The organism is Myxococcus sp. MH1 (assembly GCF_059738865.1).
On sequence record NZ_AP026947.1, the window covers coordinates 2876153 to 2901340 of the forward strand.

The 25188-nt window shown below is 70.6% G+C and carries 22 protein-coding genes; 7 read left to right on the plus strand and 15 right to left on the minus strand.

Going from position 1 to position 25188, the window contains the following annotated elements:
• The first annotated feature begins 22 nt into the window (after positions 1–22).
• From AC6JA9_RS11725 to AC6JA9_RS11745, 5 genes are read left to right on the plus strand one after another with little or no spacing between them, the layout of a single operon-like run.
• Positions 23–922: a S66 peptidase family protein gene (locus tag AC6JA9_RS11725; RefSeq protein ID WP_223750540.1), complete on the plus strand. Its 900-nt coding sequence runs from the start codon at positions 23–25 to the stop codon at positions 920–922.
• Complete coding sequence (locus tag AC6JA9_RS11730; protein WP_497959688.1) at positions 919–2109, plus strand: serine hydrolase domain-containing protein; 1191 nt, start codon at positions 919–921, stop codon at positions 2107–2109. The genes AC6JA9_RS11725 and AC6JA9_RS11730 overlap by 4 nt, the downstream gene beginning before the upstream one ends.
• A complete protein-coding gene (gene mpl / locus AC6JA9_RS11735) occupies positions 2102–3574 on the plus strand; it encodes a UDP-N-acetylmuramate:L-alanyl-gamma-D-glutamyl-meso-diaminopimelate ligase (protein WP_497959689.1) in 1473 nt (490 codons plus the stop codon). Before AC6JA9_RS11730 ends, mpl begins: the two co-directional genes overlap by 8 nt.
• Before the next feature lies 1 nt (position 3575).
• On the plus strand, positions 3576–4133 hold the full coding sequence (locus AC6JA9_RS11740; protein WP_141332040.1) for a TlpA disulfide reductase family protein: 558 nt from the start codon (positions 3576–3578) through the stop codon (positions 4131–4133).
• 15 nt (positions 4134–4148) lie between these two features.
• Positions 4149–4967: an inositol monophosphatase family protein gene (locus AC6JA9_RS11745; RefSeq protein WP_497959690.1), complete on the plus strand. Its 819-nt coding sequence runs from the start codon at positions 4149–4151 to the stop codon at positions 4965–4967.
• A gap of 3 nt (positions 4968–4970) precedes the next feature.
• On the opposite strand, the gene AC6JA9_RS11750 is transcribed toward AC6JA9_RS11745, so the two are convergent.
• From AC6JA9_RS11750 to mglB, 15 genes are all read right to left on the minus strand, one after another.
• Complete coding sequence (locus AC6JA9_RS11750; RefSeq protein ID WP_497959691.1) at positions 4971–5360, minus strand: hypothetical protein; 390 nt, start codon at positions 5358–5360, stop codon at positions 4971–4973.
• A 57-nt stretch (positions 5361–5417) separates the two neighbouring features.
• Complete coding sequence (locus tag AC6JA9_RS11755; RefSeq protein WP_497959692.1) at positions 5418–6362, minus strand: ATP-grasp domain-containing protein; 945 nt, start codon at positions 6360–6362, stop codon at positions 5418–5420.
• On the minus strand, positions 6359–7204 hold the full coding sequence (locus tag AC6JA9_RS11760; RefSeq protein WP_223784979.1) for a hypothetical protein: 846 nt from the start codon (positions 7202–7204) through the stop codon (positions 6359–6361). Before AC6JA9_RS11760 ends, AC6JA9_RS11755 begins: the two co-directional genes overlap by 4 nt.
• Before the next feature lie 122 nt (positions 7205–7326).
• On the minus strand, positions 7327–7941 hold the full coding sequence (locus AC6JA9_RS11765; protein WP_141332045.1) for a polysaccharide biosynthesis/export family protein: 615 nt from the start codon (positions 7939–7941) through the stop codon (positions 7327–7329).
• A gap of 46 nt (positions 7942–7987) precedes the next feature.
• A complete protein-coding gene (locus tag AC6JA9_RS11770) occupies positions 7988–9253 on the minus strand; it encodes a hypothetical protein (protein WP_223750547.1) in 1266 nt (421 codons plus the stop codon).
• A 115-nt stretch (positions 9254–9368) separates the two neighbouring features.
• On the minus strand, positions 9369–9929 hold the full coding sequence (locus tag AC6JA9_RS11775) for a hypothetical protein (RefSeq protein WP_141332047.1): 561 nt from the start codon (positions 9927–9929) through the stop codon (positions 9369–9371).
• Between the two features lie 87 nt (positions 9930–10016).
• Positions 10017–10463: a cyclic nucleotide-binding domain-containing protein gene (locus AC6JA9_RS11780; RefSeq protein ID WP_426747365.1), complete on the minus strand. Its 447-nt coding sequence runs from the start codon at positions 10461–10463 to the stop codon at positions 10017–10019.
• A gap of 34 nt (positions 10464–10497) precedes the next feature.
• Complete coding sequence (locus AC6JA9_RS11785) at positions 10498–11838, minus strand: AgmX/PglI C-terminal domain-containing protein (protein ID WP_223750549.1); 1341 nt, start codon at positions 11836–11838, stop codon at positions 10498–10500.
• A 3-nt stretch (positions 11839–11841) separates the two neighbouring features.
• On the minus strand, positions 11842–12141 hold the full coding sequence (locus AC6JA9_RS11790) for a hypothetical protein (RefSeq protein WP_074957907.1): 300 nt from the start codon (positions 12139–12141) through the stop codon (positions 11842–11844).
• Between the two features lie 7 nt (positions 12142–12148).
• A complete protein-coding gene (locus tag AC6JA9_RS11795) occupies positions 12149–13624 on the minus strand; it encodes a tetratricopeptide repeat protein (RefSeq protein ID WP_497959693.1) in 1476 nt (491 codons plus the stop codon).
• Positions 13621–17007, minus strand: coding sequence for a tetratricopeptide repeat protein (locus AC6JA9_RS11800; protein ID WP_497959694.1), 3387 nt, complete (start codon positions 17005–17007; stop codon positions 13621–13623). Before AC6JA9_RS11800 ends, AC6JA9_RS11795 begins: the two co-directional genes overlap by 4 nt.
• Entirely contained in the window at positions 17007–19418 is a 2412-nt protein-coding gene (locus tag AC6JA9_RS11805) for a tetratricopeptide repeat protein (RefSeq protein ID WP_223750552.1), read from the minus strand. The genes AC6JA9_RS11800 and AC6JA9_RS11805 overlap by 1 nt, the downstream gene beginning before the upstream one ends.
• 16 nt (positions 19419–19434) lie before the next feature.
• Positions 19435–20163: a dihydrolipoamide acetyltransferase gene (locus tag AC6JA9_RS11810; protein ID WP_324289058.1), complete on the minus strand. Its 729-nt coding sequence runs from the start codon at positions 20161–20163 to the stop codon at positions 19435–19437.
• A gap of 115 nt (positions 20164–20278) precedes the next feature.
• Complete coding sequence (gene mglA, locus AC6JA9_RS11815; protein WP_046712132.1) at positions 20279–20866, minus strand: gliding-motility regulator Ras-like GTPase MglA; 588 nt, start codon at positions 20864–20866, stop codon at positions 20279–20281.
• Between the two features lie 11 nt (positions 20867–20877).
• A complete protein-coding gene (gene mglB, locus AC6JA9_RS11820; RefSeq protein ID WP_002637270.1) occupies positions 20878–21357 on the minus strand; it encodes a gliding-motility regulator GTPase-activating protein MglB in 480 nt (159 codons plus the stop codon).
• Between the two features lie 351 nt (positions 21358–21708).
• Between mglB and AC6JA9_RS11825 the strand changes: the two genes are divergently transcribed.
• Together AC6JA9_RS11825 and AC6JA9_RS11830 are read left to right on the plus strand one after the other, a co-directional pair.
• Positions 21709–23214: an MSCRAMM family protein gene (locus AC6JA9_RS11825; protein ID WP_483579400.1), complete on the plus strand. Its 1506-nt coding sequence runs from the start codon at positions 21709–21711 to the stop codon at positions 23212–23214.
• Positions 23211–25187, plus strand: a complete 1977-nt coding sequence (locus AC6JA9_RS11830; protein ID WP_497959695.1) for a FecR family protein — start codon at positions 23211–23213, stop codon at positions 25185–25187. The genes AC6JA9_RS11825 and AC6JA9_RS11830 overlap by 4 nt, the downstream gene beginning before the upstream one ends.
• The last annotated feature ends 1 nt before the right edge of the window (position 25188 follow it).

Genomic DNA, 25188 nt, shown 5'->3' on the forward strand with positions numbered 1-25188 from the left:
TCCCGGGTGGTATGAAGCGCCCGTGCGTTGGCTCAAGCCCCTCCCGCTCCGCCCCCGCGACACCGTTCACGTCGTCGCCCCCGCAGGCCCCTTCGACCGCCCGCTGTTCGAGGCCGGCCTCGCCTTCATCGCCGAGCGCTACACCCCCTCCCTCCGCCCCGACATCTCCTCCGTCCACCGCTACCTCGCCGGTGACGACGCCCGCCGCGCCCAGGAGCTCGGCCACGCCCTGACGGACCCCTCCGCCCGCGCCATCTTCTGCGCCCGCGGCGGCTACGGCAGCGCCCGCCTCCTGCCGCACCTGAACCTCGCCGACGCCGCCCCCAGCCTCTTCACCGGCTTCTCGGACCTGACCTCCGTCCACGGCGCCCTCCAGGCCCTCGGCCGCGTCTCCATCCACGGGCCCGTCCTCACCCAGCTCGGCAAGCAGCCCCCCGAGGTCCGCGAGTACTACTTCCGCCTCCTCGAGTCCCCCGAGCCCCCGCCACCCCTCTCGGGCTCGGCCACCTACGTCCCCGGCTCCGCCGAGGGCCACCTCGTCGGCGGCAACCTCTCCGTCCTCGCCTGCCTCCTGGGCACCCCGTACCTGCCGCCCCTCGATGGCGCCGTGCTCCTCCTCGAGGACGTCACCGAGCGCCCCTACCGCCTCGACCGCATGTGGACCCAGCTGCGCCTCGCCGGCGTCTTCTCCCGCGTGCGCGGCATCGTCCTCGGGGACTTCACCGCCTGCGAGGAGCGCAACGCGGAGTACTCCAGCGCCGACGTCCTCCGGGGACTCGCCCAGGAATCCGGTCTGCCCTGCGCCGCGGGCTTCCCCATCGGCCACGGCACCCTCAACTACCCCGTGGCCCTCGGCACCCAGGTCCGCCTGGACGCGGACGCCGCGCGCCTCACCTTCCTCGAAGGAGCCGTGCGCCCATGAGCGCCCCTCCCGAACAACACCCTGTCGCCGTCCTCCAGACGCTGCTCGACGAGGCCGTGGGCATCGGCGTCTTCCCCGCCGCCCAGGCCGTCGTCCTCCACCGCGGCATCCAGGTCTTCGGCGGCGTCGCCGGCAAGGCCTCGGGCGACACCCGCTTCGACCTCGCCTCGCTCACCAAGGTCATCAGCACCACCGCCCTGTTCCTGCGCCTGTGGACCGAAGGCAAGGTGGGCCCCGACACCCTCGTGTCCCGCTTCTTCCCCGGCTCCCCCGTGGGCGACGCGGGCGCCACCGTCGCGGACCTGCTCTACCACCGCTCCGGCCTGCCCCCCTTCGTCCCGTTCTTCGCCCAGGCCCTCACCCAGCACCCCGAGCTGCTCGACGCCGCCTGCCCCTCGGCCACCCGCGCCCAGGTGCGTGACGAGGTCCTCCGGGCCGCCGCCGCCACGCCGCTCGCCGCGCCGCCTCGCACGCGCACGGCCTACAGCGACGTGGGCTTCATCCTCCTCGGCGAAATCCTCTCGCGCGCGGCCAACGCCCCACTCGACACGCTCTTCTCCCGCCACGTCGCCGAGCCCCTCGGCCTCCAGGCCCGCTTCCACCGACTCACCGACTTCCCCGCGGACTCCACCCCGGCCCCCACGGGCGCGACGCGCCCCCGCGAGCCCGCGCCGGGACAGGAGACGCTGTGGAAGGACGTGCCCTCCGCGCCCACGCGCCTGGGTGAAGTCGACGACGACAACGCCTGGGTGATGGACGGCGTCGCCGGACACGCGGGCCTGTTCGGCACCGCCGTGGACGTGGCGCGGTTCGGCCAGGCCGTGCTCGAGGGCTGCGCGGGGACGAGCCCCGTGATTGCTCCCGGGCCCCTGTGGCACCGCGTGCTCGCCACGGACCCGCTGGTGGCGGGCAGCACGCGCTCGATGGGCTTCGACTCGCCGTCTCAAGTGGGCTCCAGCGCGGGCCGCTTCGTGGGCGACTCACCTCCGGGGGCCGTCGGGCACCTGGGCTTCACTGGAACGAGCCTCTGGGTGGACCTGCGCCGCTCGCTGGTGGTGGCGCTGGTCACCAACCGCGTGGCGAATGGCCGCCAGGAGCTGCGCATCCGCGACTTCCGACCCGTCTTCCATGACTTCGTCGTGGAGGCGCTCGGCCTCACCGCCATCTCGCAGGGAACGCATGGCTGACGACAACGGTAACGTCCTCGACACCCTCGAGCCCGGCAGTGTGCGCCGCGTCCACCTGGTGGGCGTGGCGGGCACCGGCATGGGCTCCTTCGCCGGCATGCTCAAGGCCGCCGGCTACGAAGTCACCGGCAGCGACGAGAATGTCTATCCACCCATGAGCGACATGCTCAAGGCGTGGGGCATCCCCGCCGCCTCGCCCTACCGTCCGGAGAACCTGGACGCGGCGAACCCCGACCTCGTCATCATCGGCAACGTCATCCGCCGCGTGAATCCCGAGGCCACCGCCGTCCGCGAGCGCGGCCTCCAGCAGATGAGCTTCCCCGCCGCGCTGGGCTCGCTCTTCCTCGCGCGCTCGCACTCCATCGTCGTCGCCGGCACCCACGGGAAGACCACCACGTCGTCCCTCATGGCCCACGTGCTCGTCGAGGCGGGGAAGGACCCGTCCTTCCTCGTCGGCGGCGTCACCCAGAACTACGCGGGTAACTACCGGGTGGGGAAGGGCGCGCACTTCGTCGTCGAGGGCGACGAGTACGACACCGCCTACTGGGACAAGGGCTCCAAGTTCCTCCACTACCGCCCGCGCACCGCCATCCTCACCAGCGTGGAGTTCGACCACGCGGACATCTTCCGCGACCTGCCCCACTACGAGGCCACGTTCGAGAAGTTCGTGCGCCTCATCCCCGAGGACGGCCAGCTCGTCGTCTGCGCCGCGTACCCCAACGCGGTGAAGCTCTCGCGTGAGGGCTGCAAGGGCCGCGTCGTCACGTACATCGCCAAGGAGGGCGCGGACGCGGACTACGTCCCCAAGAGCGTCACCTTCGGCCCCGAGGGCGCGCGGTTCGAGGTCGTCGAGCGCGGCGCCGTGCTCGGCACCGTGACGCTGCCCATGGGCGGTCAGCACAACGTGGAGAACGCGCTCAGCGTCATCGCCGCGGCGCGCGGGCTGGGCCTGTCCTTCGATGAAATCGCCAGCGGCCTGGCCACGTTCCGCGGCGTGAAGCGCCGGCAGGAGCCTCGCGGCGAGCCCGGTGGAGTCCTGGTGGTGGACGACTTCGCGCACCACCCGACGGCCGTGCGCGAGACCATCGCCGCCATCCACCACCGCTACCCCACGCGCCGGCTGTGGGCCATCTTCGAGCCCCGCTCCAACACCAGCCGCCGCAACATCCACCAGGAAGACTACGCCCACGCCTTCACCGGCGCGGCCCGCGCCAGCCTCAAGGTGCCCGAGCGCCACGACAAGGTGCCCGTGGGTGAGGAGCTCGACGTGCGCAAGCTCGTCGCCGACCTGCAGGCGCAAGGCATCACCGCCGAGGGCTCCACCGACGTGCAGGCCATGGTCGACCTGGTCGCCCGTGAGTCGCAGCCCGGGGACATCCTCCTGGTCATGAGCAACGGCGCCTTCGGTGGCTTCATCGAGAAGCTGCTCGCGGCGTTGAAGGCCCGCTTCGGGGAGGGGACCTGACATGCGCCTGTGCCTGCCCGTCGTGCTCGGTGCGCTGTCGCTCGCCGGCTGTGCCCGTGCTCCGTCGATGCCGCCCCTCACGCAGCCGGCGCCGTCGGGCGTCGACGCGAAGGGCGCGGAGGACCGCAACGCGCCGCTCGTCTTCCAGGTGAAGCGCTACCCGGGCGGCGAGCCGTATGACCTGGCCAGCGACAAGGGCAGCGTGGTGCTGCTCGACGTGTGGGCCACGTGGTGCGAGCCCTGCAAGGACGCGCTGCCCTTCTACGAGAACCTCCAGCGCGAGTACGCGAACAAGGGCCTCAAGGTCTACGCGCTCAACATCGACGAGGACTCGCGCGCCATCCCCGCGTTCCTGAAAGAGGTGAAGGTGGGCCTGCCCATCCTCCTCGACGAGAACGCCCAGGTGGCCGAGCGCACCCTCAAGGTGCGCGGCATGCCCACGACGTACTTCATCGACCGGCGCGGCGTCGTCCGTCACGTCCACGAGGGCTTCAACGAGGAGTTCCTCACCAAGTACCAGTCGGAGCTCGAGGCGCTGCTCGCCGAGCCCGCGCCGTGAGCCGTGGGAGTCCGCATGTCTGACGACAGCCCCGCCCAGCTGCGCCGCACCGCGGAGGAGGGGGCGCGCCTCGCCGGCCGAATCCTCGCCGACCGCTTCCTCGGCGAGCGCGTCATCGAGCTCAAGGGCGGCATCGACCTGGTGACGGACGCGGACCGTGCCTCCGAGGAGGCGCTGCTCGCGTTCATCCGCGAGCGACACCCCACGCACGCCATCCTCGCGGAGGAGAGCGGCGCGTCGGCGGGCTCGGACGGCCTGCGGTGGCTGGTGGACCCGCTCGACGGCACCACCAACTACGCCCACCGCGTGCCGCACTTCTGCGTCAGCGTCGCGGTGGAGTCGAAGGACGGCGTCGTGGCCGGCGCCGTGTACGACCCGATGCTGGACGAGCTCTTCTCCGCCGCGAGAGGGCAGGGCGCCACGCTCAACGGTCGTCCCCTGCGCGCGAGCACCGTGGACCGGTTGGACCGCGCGCTGTTGTGCACGGGCTTTCCCTACGACGTGCGGGAGAATCCCGAGGGCCCCGTGGGGCTCTTCACCCGCTTCGTGCTGCGCGCCCAGGGCATGCGCCGCACGGGCAGCGCCGCCATGGACCTGGCCTACGTGGCCGCGGGCCGCTTCGACGGGTTCTTCGAGTTCGGGCTCAAGCCCTGGGACATCGCCGCGGGCTCGCTGCTGGTGGAGGAGTCCGGAGGCGTCATCCGCCACGTCACGGGCGCTCCCTTCAGCGTGATGCGCGGAGACGTCATCGCCTCCGCGCCCGCCCTGGCCCCGGAGCTGCTCTCCGAGGCCAGGCACTTCATCGACGCGCTGGGCTGGACGCCCCGCCCCTGAGGCTCAGCCGCGCAGCTCGGAGAGCGCCCGCGCGAAGGCACTCGTGGTGGCCCCCTGCGCCCCCACTTCCTTGCCGTGCTTCTTCGACTTGTCGTTGTTCATCTTGCGGTGGGCCTCATCGCGGGCGGCCTTCTCCGCCTGCGTGGCCTTGTCCTCGATGTCCTTGCCCTTGTCGGTGAGCGCGTCCGCCGCCTTCTTGCCCAGGTCGGACGCCTTCTTCGCCGAATCCACCACGCCCATCAGCGACCACTGCTCCGCGAGCGACGACTGCACCGCCTGGCGCAGCTCCTCCGCGCTGTGGCCCACCGTGGGCGCCGCGACGTGGCCGGCCTCGGCCAGCTTCGGAAGATCGCTCGACGAAATCAGCCCCGCCTCGGTCGACAGCTTCGACATGTGATGCCCCCTCGTTGCTTCCTGGGTTTCCCATGACCCAGGAAAATTACAGCGTCATCAGGTTAGCGGAGCGTCCAGGAAATCCGCAAGTCGCCGGGAGATGGGCAGGCCCGTGTTCTGCTCGAACCACATGAAGCCCGGGCAGGTATTCACCTCCAGGCAGACCCAGTCCTCGGGCCGGGAGGAGCCACCGGGAGGCTCGATGAGGTCGATGCCGGCCAGGTCCAGGCCGAGCGCGCGGGACAGCTGGCGGCAGGCCTGGGCGACGGGCTGGGGCAGCTCCACGGCGTCCAGGCTCACCGCGTGGCCCGTCATGTCGGGGTGGCGGTAGTCCAGGGCCTGCGTCACCGCGCGGCAGGCCAGCACGTCGCGCGCGCCGATGACGTGGGCGCGGACGTTGTTGCCGGGGATGCGCTGCTGGAACTGGTGCGGCGCCAGCGGCTTGCCGGGCCGGGCCGAGGCTCGCGTGGCCTCCCACGACACCTGCTTCACCAGGGAGCGCTCGTCGCTGACGGACTTGATGACGGGGTCTCCCTCCAGCGCTCGCGCGAAGTGCTCCCAGCGCTCCCAGGTGCCGCCGGCGAGGGTGTCCGGGACGCGCAGCCCCGAGGCGAGGATGGCGGCGTACTGACACGGCTTGCTGCCATTGGAGAGCATCGCGGTGGCGCGGTTGGCCACGGGCCCGGGGAACAGGTCCAGGAGCGCCGCGGCGTGGGCCTGCTCGGCGCGGACCTGGGGCGTGGGCGCCTGCTCGAGGTTGCCCGTCCCTAGCCGCGAGTAGATGCCGGAGATGCGCTCCAGCCCGACACGCCACGTGGGGAAGCACACCGCGCCGCGCAGACGGCCCAGTCCCGGAGGTCCCTGCGGCAGCTCCAGCTCGAGGCGAACGTCGACGCCCAGGTGGCGCTCGTCCACGAAGAGGTACTCGCGTCCGGTGTCGGTGAGGTGCTTCAAGAAGAACGCCGTGAGCAGCTCGTCCACGGGCCCCATGACGAGGATCATCGCGCGACCTCCGTGCTCGTGAGCCGCTCGGCGAGGAAGCGCTCCACCTGCGCCAGGGCCGCGGCGTCCTCCTGCGCCAGCAGGCGCTCCAGGCTCTCGGGCGACGTGCCCAACTGGAGGGCCGTCCAGCGCGGAGCCTCTGGTGTGCCCGACGTCACCAGGAGGACCTCGAGGACCTCCGCGCCGCAGTCCGCGGCTAGTCGCGTGAGGTCCGCTTCCAGCGAGGGAGAGAGGACGGGCGGCGACTCCTCGAACTCCAGCGGCCAGAGCGTGACGTGCGAGCCCATCACCAGGGCCTGCCTCAGCGGGCCGGGCTCGGGCACCGTCCACCACACTTCACCCTGCCGCGTCCCCACCTCCTCGGGCCAGCGGGTCCACCGCTGTCCGTCCTCGGGCGGTGTGCCCAGGTGGAAGTGGGGTGGCGCGAGGACACTCGTGGCCTCGGGCAACGGCAGCTTCTGTGCAATCACCCGCCACATCGCCGTCGTCCACAGCGGTGAGAGCAGACCGCGTCGGTTGATGACCCGCGCGGGACAGCATGTGTGGAAGCCGTCGCGCAGGGCCTCGTGCTCCGAGCGCAGGTAGTCGCTCTCCGCTGGCGGCAGCGCGCCCTCGGACAGGCACCAGAGGACATCCTCGGGCCCCAGCTCCAGCTCACCCCACGGGCCGATGAGCCCCGCGTGGAATCGTCCGCCGACCACCTCCACCCACGGCGTGACAGCGCCGCCCCATTCCTCCAGCGACACTTCGACGACACGCACGTCCGCGTGAGTGGCCTGTGCGCGGAGCACGTCACGCACGAAGGGAAACGACTCGGAGCCGATGAGCACGAGGTGGCGCATGCACCTCGCAGTCTGCACCGCGCGAGCACACCGCGACGAGACGGGTGTGAAGCGACCTGAGCAGGTCCGCGGGAACTCCGAGCCGAGTTCCTTGAACGCGACCGCGGTGGGGCGAGCCCCGCCTAGAAGAAGCTCTCCGGCACGAAGACGATGTCGCCGGGCTGGAGCATGAAGTTCTTCTCCCGCCCCACGCCGATGTCCTCGACGGGCACGCGAATCTTGCGCTCCTGCCCATCCACCACGCGCGTCACCAGCGTGTTGTTCTTCGCGGCCAGCTTGGTGAACCCACCCGCGAGGGTAATCGCCTGGACGATGGACATCTCACCATCCACGGGGAAGGTGCCGGGCTTCTGCACCTCGCCGAAGACGAACACCTTCTGCGAGTTGTACTCGCGGATCAGCACCGACACCTGCGGCCTGCGCACGTAGCGCGACAGGCACTCGCGCAGCGCGTCCGCCGCGGTGCTGGGCGTCTTCCCGCGCAGCGGCACCTTGCCGCACAGCGGATAGTCGATGGTGCCCTCGGGGGACAAACGCCAGGTGCCCGAGTGCTCGGGCTCCTGGAACACGCGCACCTCCACCACGTCACCAGGCCCCAGCGTGCCGCCTCCCGTTCGGGCCTCACCGGCCTCCGCGGCGGGCGTGGGCACGGGCGGAGGAGGGCGCTGCGCGGAGCCGAAGCACGCGGACAGCACGCCGGACAGCAGCACGACGAGGGACAGGCGGAGCGTTCTCATCCGGGAGGAGACCCAGGTAGGGGAGGGTGCCCGGTGGCTCGGGCGCTCAGTACGTCACGGCGAGGCGAGCATACCCCTCGTGCCGCGTGTAGTTCAGGCCGCCGCCCTCCACGTTGGAGGAGCGCTTGCTCAGCGTGTAGCCGAAGGCGCCGGTGAGCCACGGACGGAACTGGTACTCGGGCCCCGCGTCCACCGTCACCACCGTGTCCCCACGGCTGCCCTCGAAGCTCAGGAAGTCCACCATGCCCGCCACGCGCACGGTCAGCTTGCCGCCCCACAGGGCCCGCGCCTCGGCGTAGCCCCGGTCGTCCCGGAACGTGCCGTACGCCGCCACCGGCTCCAGCATGCGCAGGTAGCCGCCCTTGAAGGTCAACGTCTGGCTGTACAGGTACGTGCCCTCCAGCTGGGCAATCACCGTCCCGCCGCTCACGTCACCGAAGGTCTGCGCCCAGCCCGCCTTCGCCGTCACCGCGACCTTGGGAGAGACCAGGCCCGCCACGCCCACCATCGCGCGCAGCACCTGGGCGTCCGGCCCGCCGTCGTTGAAGTAGCGGCGCACGTCCACGCCCGTGTCGAGCACGAAGGCCGTCTTCGGCAGGAAGCGCCAGCGGCTCTCCAGCCCCAGGTGCAGGTTGCCGTAGTCGAATTGGTCCGCGCGCACGGGGTCGCAGACGCCGTCGCCGCAGTCCACCGGGGCCTGGGCGGCCAGGGGCTCGAAGAACTCCACCGCGTAGGCGACGTTGGGCGTCACCTCCACCGCGCCGCCGCCCGGCTTCCACGGCATCTTCACGCGCGCCTCGTTGTAGAGGCTCAGGATGCCCGCCGCGATGGCCGCCGTGCGCGTGCGGTCCGAGCGCACGAACTGGTCCGACAGCTCCAACGACAGCGGAGCCTCCGGGTTGAGGCGCGCCGACAGGTCCGCCGCGCCCTCCATGTGAGAGGCCGCCTTCGAGCCCGGCGTCATCAAGCCGGTGAAGAGCACGTAGTCCAGGTTGGCGTTCAGGTTGAACGCGAGCTTCTGCGACGGGATGTCCAGCTTGAAGCCCGGCCGGAAGCGCAGCGCCACCTCACCGGACAAGTCGGGGGACACGCCGCCGGGATAGTTCTCGCCTTGCGTGCGGCCGAAGTAGCCCACGCCGCTGTCCACCCGCGTCTCCAGCTCGAAGTACGGGTGCAGCCGGCCGTTGCCCACCTTGATGCCATTGCCGCCCGTGGCGGGCGCGGAGAGCGCTTCCTGGGCGGAGGCCACGCCGGCGTGCGCTGTCAGCGCCAGCCCGCAGACCGTGCCCCAGAATGTCCCTCGCAGCGTCATGACTTGGATTGGCTTCCCGCGACTCGGGGCGTCATAGCACGCGCGTTTTCAGGGTCCGAAGAATTGTTCGACAAAGGACGGGCACTCGTCCGATGAGCCAGAGGGCACACGGGGGCTAATTGACGGGGCTGGCTGGTGGCGGACGGACGAGCACGACGTCCGGAGGCGGCGGGCGGGTGGGGTCTCCACCCGGCAGGTTCTCCGGCTCCTCGACCTCGATGAAGAGGTTCTCGTCGGTGCGGAAGGCGAGCTGGCCGATACACTCCTCGGCCTCCGAGCGCAGCTGTCCGACCTTCTGCCGGGCGATCATCACCTTGGTGAATTCATGCTCGCTGGTGGAGACCTCGCGCCGGGTGAGCGACTCCTGGAGCGACACGTCGGCCTGCTCGGAGATGCGCAGCAGGCCCTTGATTTGCGTCAGCTTCTCGTTGGCGCAGTTGAGCTTCACCACGTCCTTGGTGCGGCGCGCCTCCTCCACCTTGCCGATGACCTGGCGGAGCACGTCCCGCATGACGCCGAGGGCCTGGGTGCTGCGCTCCAGCTTCTGCGCGTCCGGCACCTCGCTGGCCTTCTCGAGCGTGGCGGTGGCGGCGGGGGCTCGGGGAGACGGCACCGGCCCCTGCGCGACGGCCACTCCTGTGGCGACGACGACGGCGACCATTCCGACAGTGCGCATACGCCTCACGGCTCTCCCGGCCCTTGCCATTGGATCAAAGCGTAGAAGGCGGGGAGGGGGGTGTCAAACCAACAACCCCCCAGTTATTCAGTGGTTACCGGAGAGCCGGGCATTGGCGTCCCGCAGTCGGGCAGCCAGGCTTCGCGCGATGTTGACGACGACGAAGGTGAACCCGTCGGGGTGGCTCTGGCGGAAGACGCGCAGGTCCTGGGCGGTGAGCTGGAGCAGGTGGGCGTCCGTGTGCGCGCGCACGGTGGCGGAGCGGTGGTCCTTGTCGATGAGGCCCATCTCCCCGAAGAACTCGGGGGGAGACAGCCGCGCGAGCGGATGCAGCGACCCGTCCGGGCCCCTGCGGGCGACCTCCACCTGACCCCGGATGAGGAGGAAGAGGCTGTCGCCCAGGTCCCCTTCCTCGAAGATGACCTCGCCGGCCGTGTAGTGGAGCGTCCGCGCCAGCTCGGCGAGGCGGGACAGCTCCTCCGGGGCGAGCATCTCGAACAGCGGTGAGGCGGCGATGACGGCCAGCTTCTCCATGGTCCCCTCGGAGCCCGGGCTCGGACGCGCCAGCCTACCCCGTCGGCGAGAAGACGAAGGGGTAGGAAACGGTGGCGTCCGAGTCGGGCTTGAAGGGGAACACCCAGGCGCGGATGGCGGCGCGGATGCAGCTGGCCACGGCCTCGCTGCCGAGCGTGTTCTCGTCGATGTCGAAGTCGCCCACGCGCCCCGAGGGGGTGATGGAGAAGCGCACCACCACCTTGCCCTTGAGGCTGGGGTTTCGCTTGAGCTCCTTCTCGTAGCAGCTCTGGATGGCGCCCTTGCGCGCGCGCACGTAGCGGGCGAGCGCGTCGCGGTCCACCTCGGAGCTGTCGACCTCCGGGGCGGCGTCCTGCACGCGGCCCTTCACGTCGACTTCCTTCTTGGTGCCCAGGTCGACCTTGCCGCCGCCCTGGGTGCCCAATTCGCCGATGCCCGTCACGGTGCCGGTGCCGCCGCCGCGAGGGCCGTTGCCCTTGCCCACGGAGGCCTCGTTGGCCACGCCCACGCCGCCGGCGCCCTGGAGGGCCGCGACGATGTCGTTGCCGCCGCTGGCGCCGCCCAGCACGTCCTGGAAGGCGCCGGAGCCGGAGCCCTTCGAGCCGAGCATCTTCAAGAGGCCCTTGTCGGAGACCTTCTTCACCATCTCCGCGTGGCGCTCGGCGGCGGCGCGGGCGGCGGGCTTCGCTTCGGCGGGCTTGTCGGTGGCGGCCTCGGCCGTCCTGGGCTCTTCCTTGGTGGCCTCGGCGGGGCCGGGCGCGGTGGGCTTGGGCGGCTCGATGGGGCGCTGGGGGATGATGGCGCGCACGAAGCGGTCATCGAGCTGATCCAACGCCAGCTCCTGCTCCTTGGGGGCCTCGGCGGAGAGGATGATGGCGGCGCCGGAGAAGTGGACCAGGAGCGAGATGGCGAGGATGCCGAAGAAGACGCGGTCCATCGTCTTCCAGCGGCTGACGCGCACGTCCGAGGGGAGCAGCGGACGCTCCTCCTCGGCGGGGGGCGCGACGAACTGGAAGAAGAGGGTGGCGTCGCCCAGCTCCACCTTGCCGCGGGCGGTCTCCTGCAGGGGTAGGACGTAGAGGTCTCCGCGGCGCGAGGCGAGCCCCTGGGAGCGCAGCGCATCGAAGTCCACGTCGGACGAGCCCAGGTTGACGCGGCCCTTCATGGACTCGTTGATGACGAGCTGGAACTGCTGGCCCTGGTTCTCGAAGACGCTGAAGCGCGCGGGCCTGTCGTCCGAGGCGGGCAGGACGATGGTGTTGCGCGCGTCGTGGCCGATGGTGACGGTCTCACGACGGACGTGGTGCTCCTCGACGATCTGGCCGTTCTGGATGAGGCCGACGCGGAGCAGCTTGGCGGGCGAAGGGGCTGCCATGGACTAGAAGGGCTCCTGCTCGACGCTCTTCTCGACCTTGGGCACGAAGCTCTCCGTGCGGTTGAGCTCGTCGAAGCTCAGGTTGGAGCGGGGGAGGATGTAGAAGGCCTGGGGCTTCTGGATGCGTCCCTCGACGGTGAGCGCGTCCAGGCGGATGACCTTGCGAGGTGCCTTCTTCGCGGCGGCGGCCTCGGTGGTGGCCGAGGTCTGCTGGGCGGTGCTCGTGGCGGAGGACGTGGACTTGTCCTGCGCGAGCACGGGCGCGGCGGCGAGCAGCACGAAGAGGGTGAGAGGGGCACGCATGGAGGTCCTAGTTCCTGTCGTCGGCCAGCTTACCCGAGCCGGCCTTCGCGGGCGTGGGGGCAGGGGGGCTCTCGGCCGGAGGAGGGGCGGCCTGGGTTCCAGGCTGGGACACCGCGCCGGGGGCGGTGGTTCCGGGTGTCACGGGGGACCGGGACGTGTCCGTGGGGGCGTGTGGGTCGGCCGGGGGCGAGGCCGGAGCCGACACGGTGGCGTCGGGGGCCTGCTTCGCGGCCTCCTTCTGGGCCTTCTCCAGCTCGGCGGCCTTGCGGAGCTGGTCCTTGCGCTCGCGCTCGAGGCGCCGCTCTTCACGCTCGATGCTCTTGCGTGCGTCCTTGGTGTACTGGGGGATGCGGTCGTCCTTGCCGCCCTGGGCCTCGTAGCGCTCGAAGTAGGTGAGCGCCGTCTTGTAGCGCCCGACGGGGTCGCCGCCTGGTGGCTCCACGTCGAGGTACAGGATGGCGAGGTTGAACAGCGGGTCGGGCTGCTGCGGGCGCAGTTCGAGCACGCGCTCGTACTCGGCCTTGGAGCGCTCGAAGTCACCGGTGCCGCGGTAGGCATTGCCCAGGTTGAGGCGCGCGGCGGCGAAGTCCGGCGCGGACCTCACGGCGGCCTCCAGCTCCGTCACGGCGGCGGCGTAGTCCTGTGCCTCGTTGAGCATTGCGCCGAAGTTGTTGCGAGCCTCGGCGAAGTCGGGTCGCAGCTTCGCGGCCTCCTTGAACTCCTCCAGCGCCTGCGGCCTGACGTTCAGCGCCAGGTACACCAGCCCGAGCGCGTTGCGCGTGGCGGCGTCCGAGGGCGCGATGTCGCGCGCGTTCTCGAGCACCATGCGCGCCAGCTCCTGCTTGCCCTCGCGGTAGTAGACCTGCGCGAGGACCTGCATGGCGTGCGTGTGTCGCTCGTCGCCCTTGAGCGCGCGCTTCGCCTCGGTGGCCGCGGGCCCCAGCTTCTTCTGCTGGAGCAGCGTGACGGCCAGCGCCGTGCGCAGCGTCACCGAGTCCTGCTTCGTCTCCAGGAGCCCGCGCAGCTCCGTCTCCAGTGCCGCCGAGCGGCCCGTGCGGCCGTACAGGCGCGTCAGGCAGTCCCACGCGGACTGTTGCTCGGGCGCGAGGGTGAGGGCCTGGCGGTACGAGCGCTCCGCGTCCTCGTGCTTGCCCAGCCGCTCCTGGACGATGCCCAGGTTCGTCCACGCGTAGTCGAGCTTTGGCTCCTGCGTCACCAGGGCGCGCAGTGCGGCTTCGGCTGCTGTCAGCTCGCCCGTCCGCGCGATGGCCACCGCCTGGTCGAAGTCCTCGGCCGCGCTGCGGCGAGGTGGCTCGACGACGGGGGGCGCCTTCGCCGCCGTGTCCTTCCCGGGCGCGGGCGTGGACGCGTCCTGCGTGGGACGTGTCTCCGGTGCGGAGGCGCACGCGGACAACCACAGCCCCGATGAGAGGAACAGCGCGGTGAGGGCCGAGGCCCCGAGCGTGCGTGGCGTGGTGCTCACGGCTTGGCTCCCCCGGTGATGCGGCGCTCGTCCTCGGGAGACGGCCGGGGCGGGCCGCTCACGTGGCCGATGAGCCCTTCCGGATAGGTGGCCTCGGACGCGAGGGCCTGCTTGGGCTCCTTGAGCACCGGGTACTCCTTCGGACGGAAGCGGTTGAGGGCCTCCAGCGTGCGCCGGGTCCACTCGTTGGACACGCGATTCTTCCGAGCCTCCGCCAGCGCCACCGCGTAGCTCTCCACCGCGGCGTCCTCCAGCTCCGCCGTGTTCTGCGCGAGCAGGTCCTGGTACGTCACCACCGCCTCTTCACCCAGCCGCTTCACGTCTGGCGGCACGGGCGTCTCGATGATGGTGTTCGCGAAGCGCTCCAGCGCGTAGCCGGACCGATAGGCCGCCGCGAGCGACCACTCGAGCTGCTTGTACGGATACACACGCGCGTACGCGTCCTTCACCGTCTTCACACCCGCGCGCTTCACCGCGAAGCTGCGCACCAGCGTCTTGCCCCAGCCGCCAATCTTCAGCTTGTCGAACTGGCGCAGCTGCGCCTCCGCCAACTGGAAGCGTCCATACGCCGCCGCGTTCGCCGCGAGCGGGTGCGTGTCCGGCTTGAGCTTGCGCCGGTCGAACTCGTTCGCCGCCTGGGTGTAGTCCTTCTGCGCCTGCTTCTCGTTACCGAGCTTCTGGTGCGCGTCACCCATGCGCCGGTGCGCGTCCACCACCAGCTCCACCTGCGCGGACTTGTTCGCGTACTTGCGCACGAACTCCTGGAGCGCGCGCACCTCTCCGCGAGCATCCCCCTGCTTCTCCAGCAGGACGGCGGCGCGGTACCGGTTCTTCGGCGCGTCCTCGGCGGAGGGGAACAGCTCCGCGTAGCGGATGAAGGTGGCCGCGGCCTCGGAATAACGCTGCTGGCCCTCCAGCAGGCGCGCGGTGTTGAAGAGCGCCGCCTCGCGGTCCTTCGACTTGGGGTAGTCCTTCACCAGCTTCTGGTAGCTGACGACGGCCTTGTCGAAGTCGTAGGACTTCTCCGCGTTGACGGCCACGCGGAACAGCGCCGCGTCCGCGAGCGGAGAGGACGGGTACTCGCGGTAGATGCGCTCGTAGAGCTTGAGCGCCGAGTCGAACCGCCGTGTGTTCTCGTGCGCGACGGCCGCGTTGTTCAGCGCCTTGTCGGCGAACTCGTGCCGGGGCGCCTCGTCGACGAGCTGCGTGTACTTGCGCGCAGCCTCCTCGTACTTGCCCTCGGCCAGCAGCTGGTCCGCCAGCTTGAAGCGGCCCGCGAGCTTGAACTTCACGAGCTGCTGATGCAGCTCGCTGGAAGGCTCGATGACCTGCGTGTTGCCGGCCAGCCGGGCGCTGACCTCCTCCACGCTGCGCCAGTCCTTGTCGATGAGGAAGGACTCGACGGTGAGGTTGGTGGCGTAGCGGGCCACCTCGTTCTTCGGCCACGTCTGGATGATGCGCTCGAAGCGCTTGCGCGCCTCGGGGAAGTCGTCGTGCGCGTAATACAGCTCCGCGGCCTTGTACGCGATGCCGGGCGCCTTCGCGTCGCGAGGCAGCAGCGCGGCGTACCGGTCCGACGCGGACACCAGCTTCGCCTCGGTGGGCGTCAGCGGCGCGGGCTTCACCGCGGAGCCCTCCGGACGTTCACTGGAGCGCAGTACCTCCAGCTTCGGCGCCTTGCCGGCCTGCTGCTCCTGGGCGAGGAGCTGCTGCCACGCGAGCACCGCGCTGTGCGCCGCGTCGTCGCGGTGCTTCACGCTCTCACCGGTGTCTCGCACGCGCTCGTAGGCCTTCGCGGCCTCGGCGAACTGGAACGAGAAGTAGAGGCACTCGGCATAATAGAAGCGCATCTCGCCCGCGCTCTTGCTGCGCGGGAAGCGCTCCAGGTACGTGCCATACGAGCGGGCCGCGGTGGCGAAGCCCGCCTGGGCCTGCTCGAAGCGGCCCTCCTTCTTGAACACCAGCGCCTGCTGATGGTGGAAGGTGGCGGTGGTGTAGAGGCTCTTCTCGACGAGCGCGTTGGCGCGGGAGACCGCGTCCGGGTCGCCCATGTTCTTCGCGTGCCACGCGGTGCCGGGCTGATAACGGGTGGCGAGCCGCTCCGACTCGGCGAAGGACTCCGCCATCATCCGGTCGCGCTCGTAGGACTGCACGATGCGCTGCTGGAGCTCGGGCGCGTCGGGCGTCAGCGGCTCCTTCTCCAGCACCTGGCGATAGGCCACGATGGCGGACGCGTAGTTCGTCTGGTCGAAGTACACGTGCCCGAGGCGACGGTAGACGTCCGCCTCGTACGGACGCCCGGCGCGCTTGACGAACAGCGACTTCGCGCGAGGCAGGCCGCCCCACGACTCGTCCGCGAGCGAGATGGCCACGTACTGCAGGGCCTCGTCGCGCAGGTCTCCGCCCACCTCGGTGTTGCCCTGGGCCACGGCCTGGGCCTGGTAGAAGTCCACCAGCGTGAGGAAGGACTCCACGCCCTCGTCGAAGCGGTCCATCCGGTAGTACGTCCAGCCCAGCTTGTAGAGGGCCTTGTCGTAGAGCGGGTGGAGCGTGTCGCGGGAGGCGGCCTCGAAGGCCTGGGCCGCGCGCGGCAGCGCCTGCGGGTCCTTGTAGTTCTCGAACCAGTACTCGCCGATGCGCACCCACGCCTCGGTGGCGAAGCGGCTGCGCGGATAGCGCGCGATGAGCTGTTGATAGGCGAGGAAGCTCTCCTCCACCTGCTCCTGTTCCTCCAGGCAGTAGCCCAGCAGGTAGGACGCGCCGTCGTTGAAGCGGTAGTCCGGGTACTCCTTCAGCAGCCGGCGATACAGCGCGATGGAGTCCGCGTAGTCCTTCTTCGGCTCCACGGGGAACGCCGTGCCGTCGGGGTTCTTGTCGTGGATCTCCAGCCGGTCGCGGTACTCCTTCATCGCCAGCTGATGCTCGTCCTGCGAGCGCTCGTAATAGAGCTCCGCGAGGCGGAACATCACGTCGGGCGTGTAGCGCGGCTCGCTGGGGTAGCGGCGCAGGAACTCCTCGAAGCGGACGATGGCCTCCATCCGCTCCTTGCGCTCCTGGGCCTCGAAGTCGCGGATGACCTTCTCGTACGAGGACGCGAGCGAGTCCCGCTTCTGCTCGTACTTGTGCTCCATCAGCCCCTGGACGTCGCGGCTGAACTCGCGCGACTCCTCGTCGTACGTGCGCAGGGCGCGGCTGACGTCCTGGAGCAGCAGCTCCTCGTCCGGCGAGCGACCCAGCCCATTCAGGTAGTCGCGCGAGGGCGTGCCCGAAGGGCTCGGGGCCTCCGTGTCGGAGGGGCTCGTGGCCTGGGCGGGAGCCTCCGGCGCCTGGGCGGCGGCGGGCAGCGAGGCCAGCGAGAGCAGCACCGCGAGAACGCGCCGCATCACCGGCTCTCCTCCGACGACAGCACGTCCCGGAAGTCGGCGTCGAGCGCGCGCAGGGCCTCGGCCTTCTGCGCGGAGACCTTCTGGATGGACGTCGTCTTGTCCTGCTTCTCGGTGAAGGCCACGTCCACCACACCCACGTCCGCCTTGAGCACCAGGTCGTAGAACTGTCGGCGCACGCGCCGGACGCTGTCATACGCGATGCGGCCCACGAGCTGCTTCGCGTTGCCGGCCACCGCGGCCACCTCGGCCTCGTAGCGCTCGAGCAGCTGCTGCTCGGCCAGCACCTTCGCCCGGATGCGCGTGGCCTTCTGCTCCACGCGTCCGCGCAGCGCACCCTGGGCCTGGGCGACACGTCCTCGCAAGGCCTCGCCGCGCTGGCGCACCGCATGTGCGCGAGTCATGAGGCCCGAGGGCGCCTGTCGTCGTTCGGCCTCCTCGAGCACCGCGTGCTCAGCGCGCAGCGCCTGCGCGAACCGGCCGCGGATGGCCTGCTCTCCGGCCAGCGCCGCCGCCGCGCCGTTGCGCTCATCGGCGAGCCGCCCGCGCGTGCGGTCCAGCTCCCCCTGCAAATCCGTGAGCGTCTGGACCTCTGCCTGGAGCTGCACGAGGAACTCCTGCTCCTCCTCGGGAGGCGTCTGCCGGAGCAGCCGCGTGTCATCCACCCACTTGCGCACCGCCGCGGCGATGGCGTGCAGCCCCTGCACCTCCGCGCCCAGCCGGAAGGCCTCTCGGTCCACCGCGTCCACGCGCGCCTGCATCCGCCGCAGCCGCTCCTCCAGGTCCTGCTGCGTGGCGGGCATCGAGGCGAAGCGGACGGCCAGCGCCTCGCGCTCACGACGCAGCGGCGCGAGCCGGGCGCGCTCGTCGGCGGTGAGCGAGGACTCCAAGGACAGCCCCTCCAGCTCCACCAGCGAGGCCTCGACCTGGATGCTCGCCGTCTCCACCGAGTCCGAGAGCGTGAAGCCCTCCTGCAGCTCCGGGAAGGTCTGCAGCTTGCGCGTGTCCAGGGCCGTGAGGATGCGCGCGGCCAGCTCCCGCGCCTCCAGTGTGCCCCTCCGCCCACTGTCGATGTCGCCCACCGTCTTCATCGCGCTGCTCACCTCGCGCTCCGTCGACGCGTACTTCAGCGCGAGCGGAGGCAGGAGCGTGCGCACGTCCGGCACGGTGTCGGTGCGCGCCAGGAGCCGCTCGAAGTACGCCACCGGGTCGCGGTTGGCGCGCAGGAGCACGTCCACCTTGTCGCGCTCCGGACGGAAGGTGCCGATGAGCTCGTCGTACGACGCGATGGCCTCCTCGTACCGCTTGAGCTTCTGGAGCAGGTGGCCGCGCAGCAGCTTCGCCTCGGGCGCGAGCTTGGAGTCGGGCGACACGAGCAGCAGGATGTCGACGGCGTTCTTCGCCTCCTGGTGGTTGCCCTTGCGCACCTGCGTCCACGCGATTTCGTAGAGCGACTCCGGGAACGACTCGCTCTCCTGCGGCACCCGGCCGTACCAGTCCAGCGCCTCGTCGAAGCGGCCCGCCTCGTACAAGAGGCGTCCCAGCGACATCAGCGCCAGCTCACGGATGCGCTCCGTATCCGTGTCCGCGGTGGCGCGGACCTGGGGCTTGTTCTTCGCCTTCGGCGCCGTCGTCTCGGCCGCGCCCTCCACCGGCGTGAGCAGCTGCTGCAACTGGAGGATGGCGATGGGCAGCTCACCCGCCTGCATCGACAGCACCGCCATGTGGTAGCGCGCCTGCAACTGGTAGGGCCCGCCGTGGGCCTGGGCCAGGGGCGCGAAGGCGGCCCTCGCGTGGGCGATGCGCTCGGAAGGGACCAGGTCCGTGCGACGGAACAGCCGCTTCGCGTAGACGTACTGGATGTCCGCGGGGAGCTGTCCGCCGAACAGGCCGCGCGCCTGCTCCACGTAGGCGTCCACGTCGTCGTAGAGGTTCAGCCGGCCGCTGATGGCCAGGTAGCGCGTGAGCGCGTCGCGGTGGCGCGGCGAGGGCGTGGGCAGCGACAGCAGCTCGCGCAGGTACAGCCGCGCGCCCACGTCGTTCTTCTGCTGGTACAGCGCGTCCGCCAGGAAGTAGAGCGCGTCCGCGTACCGGGGGTGGCTCCGGAACTCCGGGTCGCTCACCAGGTCGTAGAAGTGGACGGAGGCCGCGGTCCAGTCGCCCAGGAGGTATTGAATCTCCGCGTCGGAGTAGCGGCGCACGCGCGCCTGCGCCTCGTCGGGCTCCGGCTGCTGGCTGTACTTCGTCTCCACCTGACGGAGGCTGTCCTCGGCGAGCTGGAGCTGGCGCTCCACCGTCGTCAGGCGCTGCTCCAGCTGCTGCGCCGTGGGCGGCGGGGGAGGGGGCGTGTCGGCACGGGCGACAGCGCCACCCGCGAGGCCGAGCACCAGGGCGAGTGCGCGAAGCGACACGTTCACCGGCGTGCCCCTACCGCGCTTCAGTGGAGGTGGTGGCCGGGGGAGTCGTCCCCGCTTCGCCGTCGATGCGGGGCGCCGCGTCGCGCGACAGCTCGATGTCGTAGCGCACCGCGGGCCGGTCCTTGTGGTCCGTGGTCACGCCGCCCTGCTCGAAGCCCACCACGCGCACCGTGGACACCTTCCCCGGCTCCGCGTTGAAGGTGTAGCTGGATTGCACCTTGAACTTGTAGCCCTCCACGTAGCTGAACACGCCGAAGCCGTTGCCCCGGTACACCAGGCGCACCGCGAGCTGGTGCTGGCCCGGGACGATGCGCCCGTTGAAGACCTCGAACTGCTCGCGCTTGGCGAGCTCGCCCTGCAGGTCCAGCTGCGTGAAGATGGGCGCGCCGTCGAGCGCGTACGTCACCGACTCCAGGATGAAGGAGCCGCCCATCTCGTTCTTGTGGACGATGTGCGCTCGCGCGCCCGTGGTGACGTCACCGCCGAGCACCGTCTCCTGGAGCAGCAGGAGCCGCGCCTTGGAGCGGTAGATCTTCTCCTTCAGGTCGACGACCTGCTCCTCCAGCGTCTTCACGCGCGCGTTGAAGGCCTCGTCCGCGGTGCTGTCACCCTCGGGCGCGGAGACCTGGGCGGCGGCGACTGGCGGCTGGGCGGGAGAGCGCGACTCCTGCGCGAGCGCCGACCCACAGAGGGTGGCGCTCACGAGCGCGAGGAGTCGGAGGGTGGCTGCGACACGCACTGTGCGACCTCAGGAGGCGGACGGCCCGGCCCGTCGGCAGCAGGTTGTAACACCCTTGACCGCGGGGCGTCTCGTCACCCGCGGTACGGGAGCCGGTTGCCCGGCCGCTTCCTCGTCAGCCGCCCTTCTTCAGCTCGGTGAGCACCAGCTTCGCCACCGCCTTGAGCGTGTCGAACACGCCCACGCCCGTCGGCGCAATCGCCTCGTACTTGGGGATGTTGCGCGGGTTGAGCGCCTTCTGCATCTCATCCACGGTGACGGCGTTGGGCAGGTCGCGCTTGTTGTACTGGATGACGTACGGAATCTTGTTCAGGTCGTAGCCCTGCTCGGCCAGGTTGATGCGCAGGTTCTCGAGCGACTCCATGTTCGCCTCCATGCGCTCGATCTGACTGTCGGCCACGAAGACGACGCCGTCGACACCCTTCAGGATGAGCTTGCGGCTGGCGTCGTAGAACACCTGACCGGGCACCGTGTAGAGGTGGAAGCGCGTCTTGAAGCCGCGGATCTCGCCGAGCGACAGCGGCAGGAAGTCGAAGAAGAGCGTGCGGTCCGTCTCGGTGGAGAGCGAGATGAGCTTGCCCTTCGTCTCGGCCGCCGTCTTGTTGTAGATGTACTGGAGGTTGGTCGTCTTCCCGCAGAGACCCGGCCCGTAATAGACAATCTTGCAGTTGATTTCGCGGGATGAGTAGTTGATGAAGGACATGGCTTCCCGGGTTACTCGCTGAAGAGGTTGTCGATATCGTCGTCGGAGATCTCGGCGAACGGCGACCCGGCACCCGGGCTGTCCGTCTTCTTCACCAGACTCTCGAAGATCTTCGTGAGCTCGTCGCTGGCCTTCTTGATGCGCAGGCGGACGAGGCCCAGGCTCGTGCGGTTGTCGAAGATGACGACCAGCACCACCCGGCTGCCGACAATCGTCATGTAGAGCGAGTCCTTGGCCCCTTCGTGGAACTGGTTGGGGAACTCGTTCTCACCGATCAACTTGGCGAGCCCGCCCATCGCCGCCACGTTGCCGGCCGTCAGCGAGGCCAGGGACGTGGTGTCGATGTTCTGCGTCTGGCCAGCCGAGGAGATGAGCTGCCCGTTCTTGTCGACGAGGAAGACCACCTTCGCGTTCGCGTCCTTGGTGAGCCGGTCGCAAACGGCGTTGATCTTGGTGAACTCCTCTTCGTACATCACCAGTTGCGTGCCCATGGGCGTATGCGCTCCTCAGCGTTCGCTCGTCCCTCTCACGGTGCCACCCCGTTGTTTCTGGAGTGAATCCCGGAGGTTAGACGAGGCGCTACCGACCGTGAGGATGCTTAGCAAAGCCCCTCCACCTCAGCAAGAAGCCATCCGTTCCTGGCGGTGAGAACGAGGATGTCCCGGGCTTGTCCGCCCGCTTCGGACCCCCGGCGAGCCCTGGTCAAGCCCCTCCAGGGCCTTTCCAGGTGGACTGAGGGTGCTGGTTTGGGGGTGTTCGCGGGTTTCTCTATACTCCGCCGGGCTTTGACGCCCCCACGCCCCCTTGCCCCCATCCTGGCGCGTCTGGCGCCCTTGCTGTTGGTGCTGGTCGCCGCTCCGTCCGTCCGGGCGGAGGAGGTGCGCGAGCGAGCCTCGCTGCGCCTTCGCTACGGCATTGCCCTCCGAAACGGACAACAGGCCGATGTAGGGCCCGGGCTCACCTATGACGGCTTCACACCGAATGATCTGGCGGTGATGGGGACGGCGTGGGCGGGCGCGTGGCTGGGCGGGTGGGCGTCGGTGCAGCGGGAGGGGTTCGACCTGAAGGAGGACTCGGTGAGGATCACCGGCGGCAGCCTCCTGCGGGCGTCGGTGGGGCCCCGGGCCCGGGCCTTCCTGGGGCCGGTGCGCGCGGAGCTGGGGGCGGGCTACGGGTACGCGCAGCTGCCGGTCTTCGGCACCTCGGATGAGCCGGTGCTGGCGCGGGGCGTGCGGCACGCGGCCCTGGTGAGCGCGAGCGTGCGGGTGCCGCTCTTCACCCGGCTGGCGGTGGAGGCGCGGGGCGAGGTGCCGGTGTCGCTGTCGGTCAAGGACGCGGCGGGCGCGAAGGCGGAGGCCAAGGGCTTCGCGGCGGGCGGCGCGCTGTTGTTCCCGCTGACGGGCGGGGGGAGCTGGTCCGGGACGGTGCTCCTGGACTTCCAGCACGTGCAGGACACGGTGACGCTCGCGGACGGCTCGCGCTCCGAGCAGCGGATGCGCCGGGTGGGCGCGGCGCTGGAGGTGGCATGGAACGACGCGCCCTCCGCTCCGGCAGCGCCACCGCCGCCGCCTCGGGTGCCGATGGGCACGCTGGTGCTCCAGTTGCTGGACGCGGAGTCGGGCGCGCCGCTTCCTGCCGCGAAGGTGGTGCTCGTCGCCAATGGCGTGGAGGCCGCGCCTCGCGAGGCGGATGCCCAGGGCAACGTGGAGGGAGTGGAGCTGCCTCCGGGAGATGTCGTGGCGCGGGTGAGCGCGGAGGGCTACGCGCCGGCCGAGGGCCGCGTCACGTTGGAGGATGGTGGCCGCGTGGCGCTGGCGGTGCGCGCGCGCAAGCTGCCGCCGCCCACGGGGGGCCTCAAGATTTCGGTGGTGAGCGCGGGCAATGGCGTGCCGCTGCCCGGAGTGCGGCTGATGGTGGGCGGCGTGGAGGCGCGCACGGACCTGCGCGGTGAGGTCCACGTGAAGGAGTTGCCGCCGGGCCCCGTGGCCGTGGTGGCGACGTCCTCGGGTTACCGCACGGCGGAGGAGGCGGCCATCATCGTGGCGGGGCAGGAGACGGCGCTCTCGGTGCCGCTCGCCTCCGAGCGCAAGGGCGAGCCCGCGACGCTCACCGGCCAGGTGCGCAACGCACGCGGTGGCAAGCCCATCGCCGCCACGCTCCTGATTCCGCAGGCGAAGGTGAAGGCGCGCACGGACGCGAAGGGGGCGTTCACCTTCAAGGTCCGCGGTGGCACCTACCGCATCACCATCTCCGCGCGCGGGTTCTTCACGCAGTCGAAGCTCGTCACCTTGAAGGACGGCGAGCAGGCCATCTTCAACGTCGATCTCTTCCCGAGGCAGAAACGGTGAGCAACACGCGTCCCTGGCTCCTGGCCCTCCTGCTCGTCGTGTCGGGTTGCGACGACGAGGCGGCCACTCCAGCCCCTCCTCCCGTCGAGTCCGCCGCGGCCCCCGACTCGGGCCCCGCCGTGGAGCTGGCCCGACTGGAGGGCCTGTCCGGCGACGTGCAGGTGGAGCGCGGCGGCAAGAAGGTCCCCGCGCAGGCGGGCCCGCTGTATTCGGGCGACGCGGTGGAGACGGGGGCGTCGGGCGCGGCGACCCTGAGCTTCCCGGACGGGCGCTCGGTGGAGGTGGGCGCGGACGCGCGCGTCGGCGTGGGCCAGGACGCAGGCGGCGTGGTGCTGACGGTGGAGCGCGGCATCGTGTTGTCGCGCGTGCCCGCGAAGCCCGCGGGGGCTCCGGCTGGGAAGAAGGTGGCGCTCACGCTGCTGACGCCCTTTGGCCTCACGCGCGTGGGCTCCGAGCCCAGCGAGGTCTCCGTCCAGGTGACGAAGGACGCCGGCCGCGTGGAGGTGAAGCTGGGCGCCATCGAGTTCGTCGCGAAGGACGGCAAGCAGCTGCGCGCCTCCGAAGGCGACTCGGTGGAGGTGTCCGCGGGCCAGGCTGAGCTGAGGCTCAAGGGCTCGCGGCGGGTGGAGCTGGAGCCCATCGACGTGACGGTGCGGGTGGGCTCGGGCCGGGCGGAGCTGCGTGGGAAGGACGCGAAGCGCTGGAGGTCCGTGCGCGCGGACGGCGAGGTGCTCGCGCCCGGTGACGGCGTGCGCACGCGCGCGGGCGGCTCGGTGGACCTGGCGCTGAAGAACTCGTCCTCGCAGCTCACCCTGGGCCCCTCGGCGGAGATGGTGCTGGAGGGCGCGGGGCAGGGCGGCACGAGCGATGAGGCGCGGCTGGACCTGCGTCAGGGACGGCTGGGACTCCAGCTCGCGCAGGGCCGCGAGAGCCGCGTGGTGCTGCCGGGGCTTACCCTGGAGGGGGACGGCGCCTCGCGGCTGGCGGTGCGGCGCACGGGGTCGGGCTATCTGGTGGACGCGCAGACGGGACGGGTGACGCTGGTGCGCGGCGAGACGCGACAGCCGCTTCGGGCGGGAGAGCGGGCTGTCGTCTCGGGTGAGACGGGCGAGGCGCGCATCGAGTCGCTCGGCCCCGCGCCCCTGCTGCTCGGCGCGGGAGACGGCGCGGAGGTGTACCACCAGGACATGCCCGAGGTGGCCTTCGGCTGGGAGAAGGAGGGCGAGGTGACGGTGGAGGTGGCGACGGACGCGGAGTTCACCAGGCCCCTGCTGACGGGCACGGTGTTCCAGCCCTTCGTCAACGTGCCGGCGCCCGCGCGTGGGACGCTCTTCTGGCGGGTCAAGGGCAAGGACGGTCAGGAGGTGGCGAAGGGCAGCGCGGTGTTCGCGCCGGAGCGGCTCGGTCGGGATTTGGACCGGGTGCGCAACGTGGTGCCGGAGGGACTGGAGAAGACGACCATCTTCTACCAGGACAAACCGCCGGCCGTGACGTTCACCTATTCGGAGGAGACGTCGGCGGCGCGCTACCGGGTGGCGGTGTACCGGGCGGGCGCGTTGGACAAGCCCGTGGCGGAGCGCACGGTGACGGAGGCGCGCGCGGCGTTGGATGCGGGCGCGCTGAGCGAGGGCAGCTACCTGTGGTCCGTCACGCCGTTGTCCGAGTCGGGTGAGCAGCTGAAGGGGGGCCGGATGAACAAGCTGGAGCTGGTGTACGACAACTCGGTGCCGATGCTGCTCGTGTCGCAGCCGCGCCAGGGGCAACGCTCCGCGGCGAAGGTGAGGGCCACGGGGGTGGCGCCGGTGAACGCGCGCGTGTCCATCAATGGACGTCCCGCCAGCCTGGACGGCAAGCATCGGTTCGATACGTGGGTGGAGCCGGTGGGCTCGCCCCCGCTGCTGGTGTTTAGAATGACGCGACCGGGTGCTCCGGATGTCCACACGGTGCGCACCTTGAAAGAGCGAGGGCCCTGAG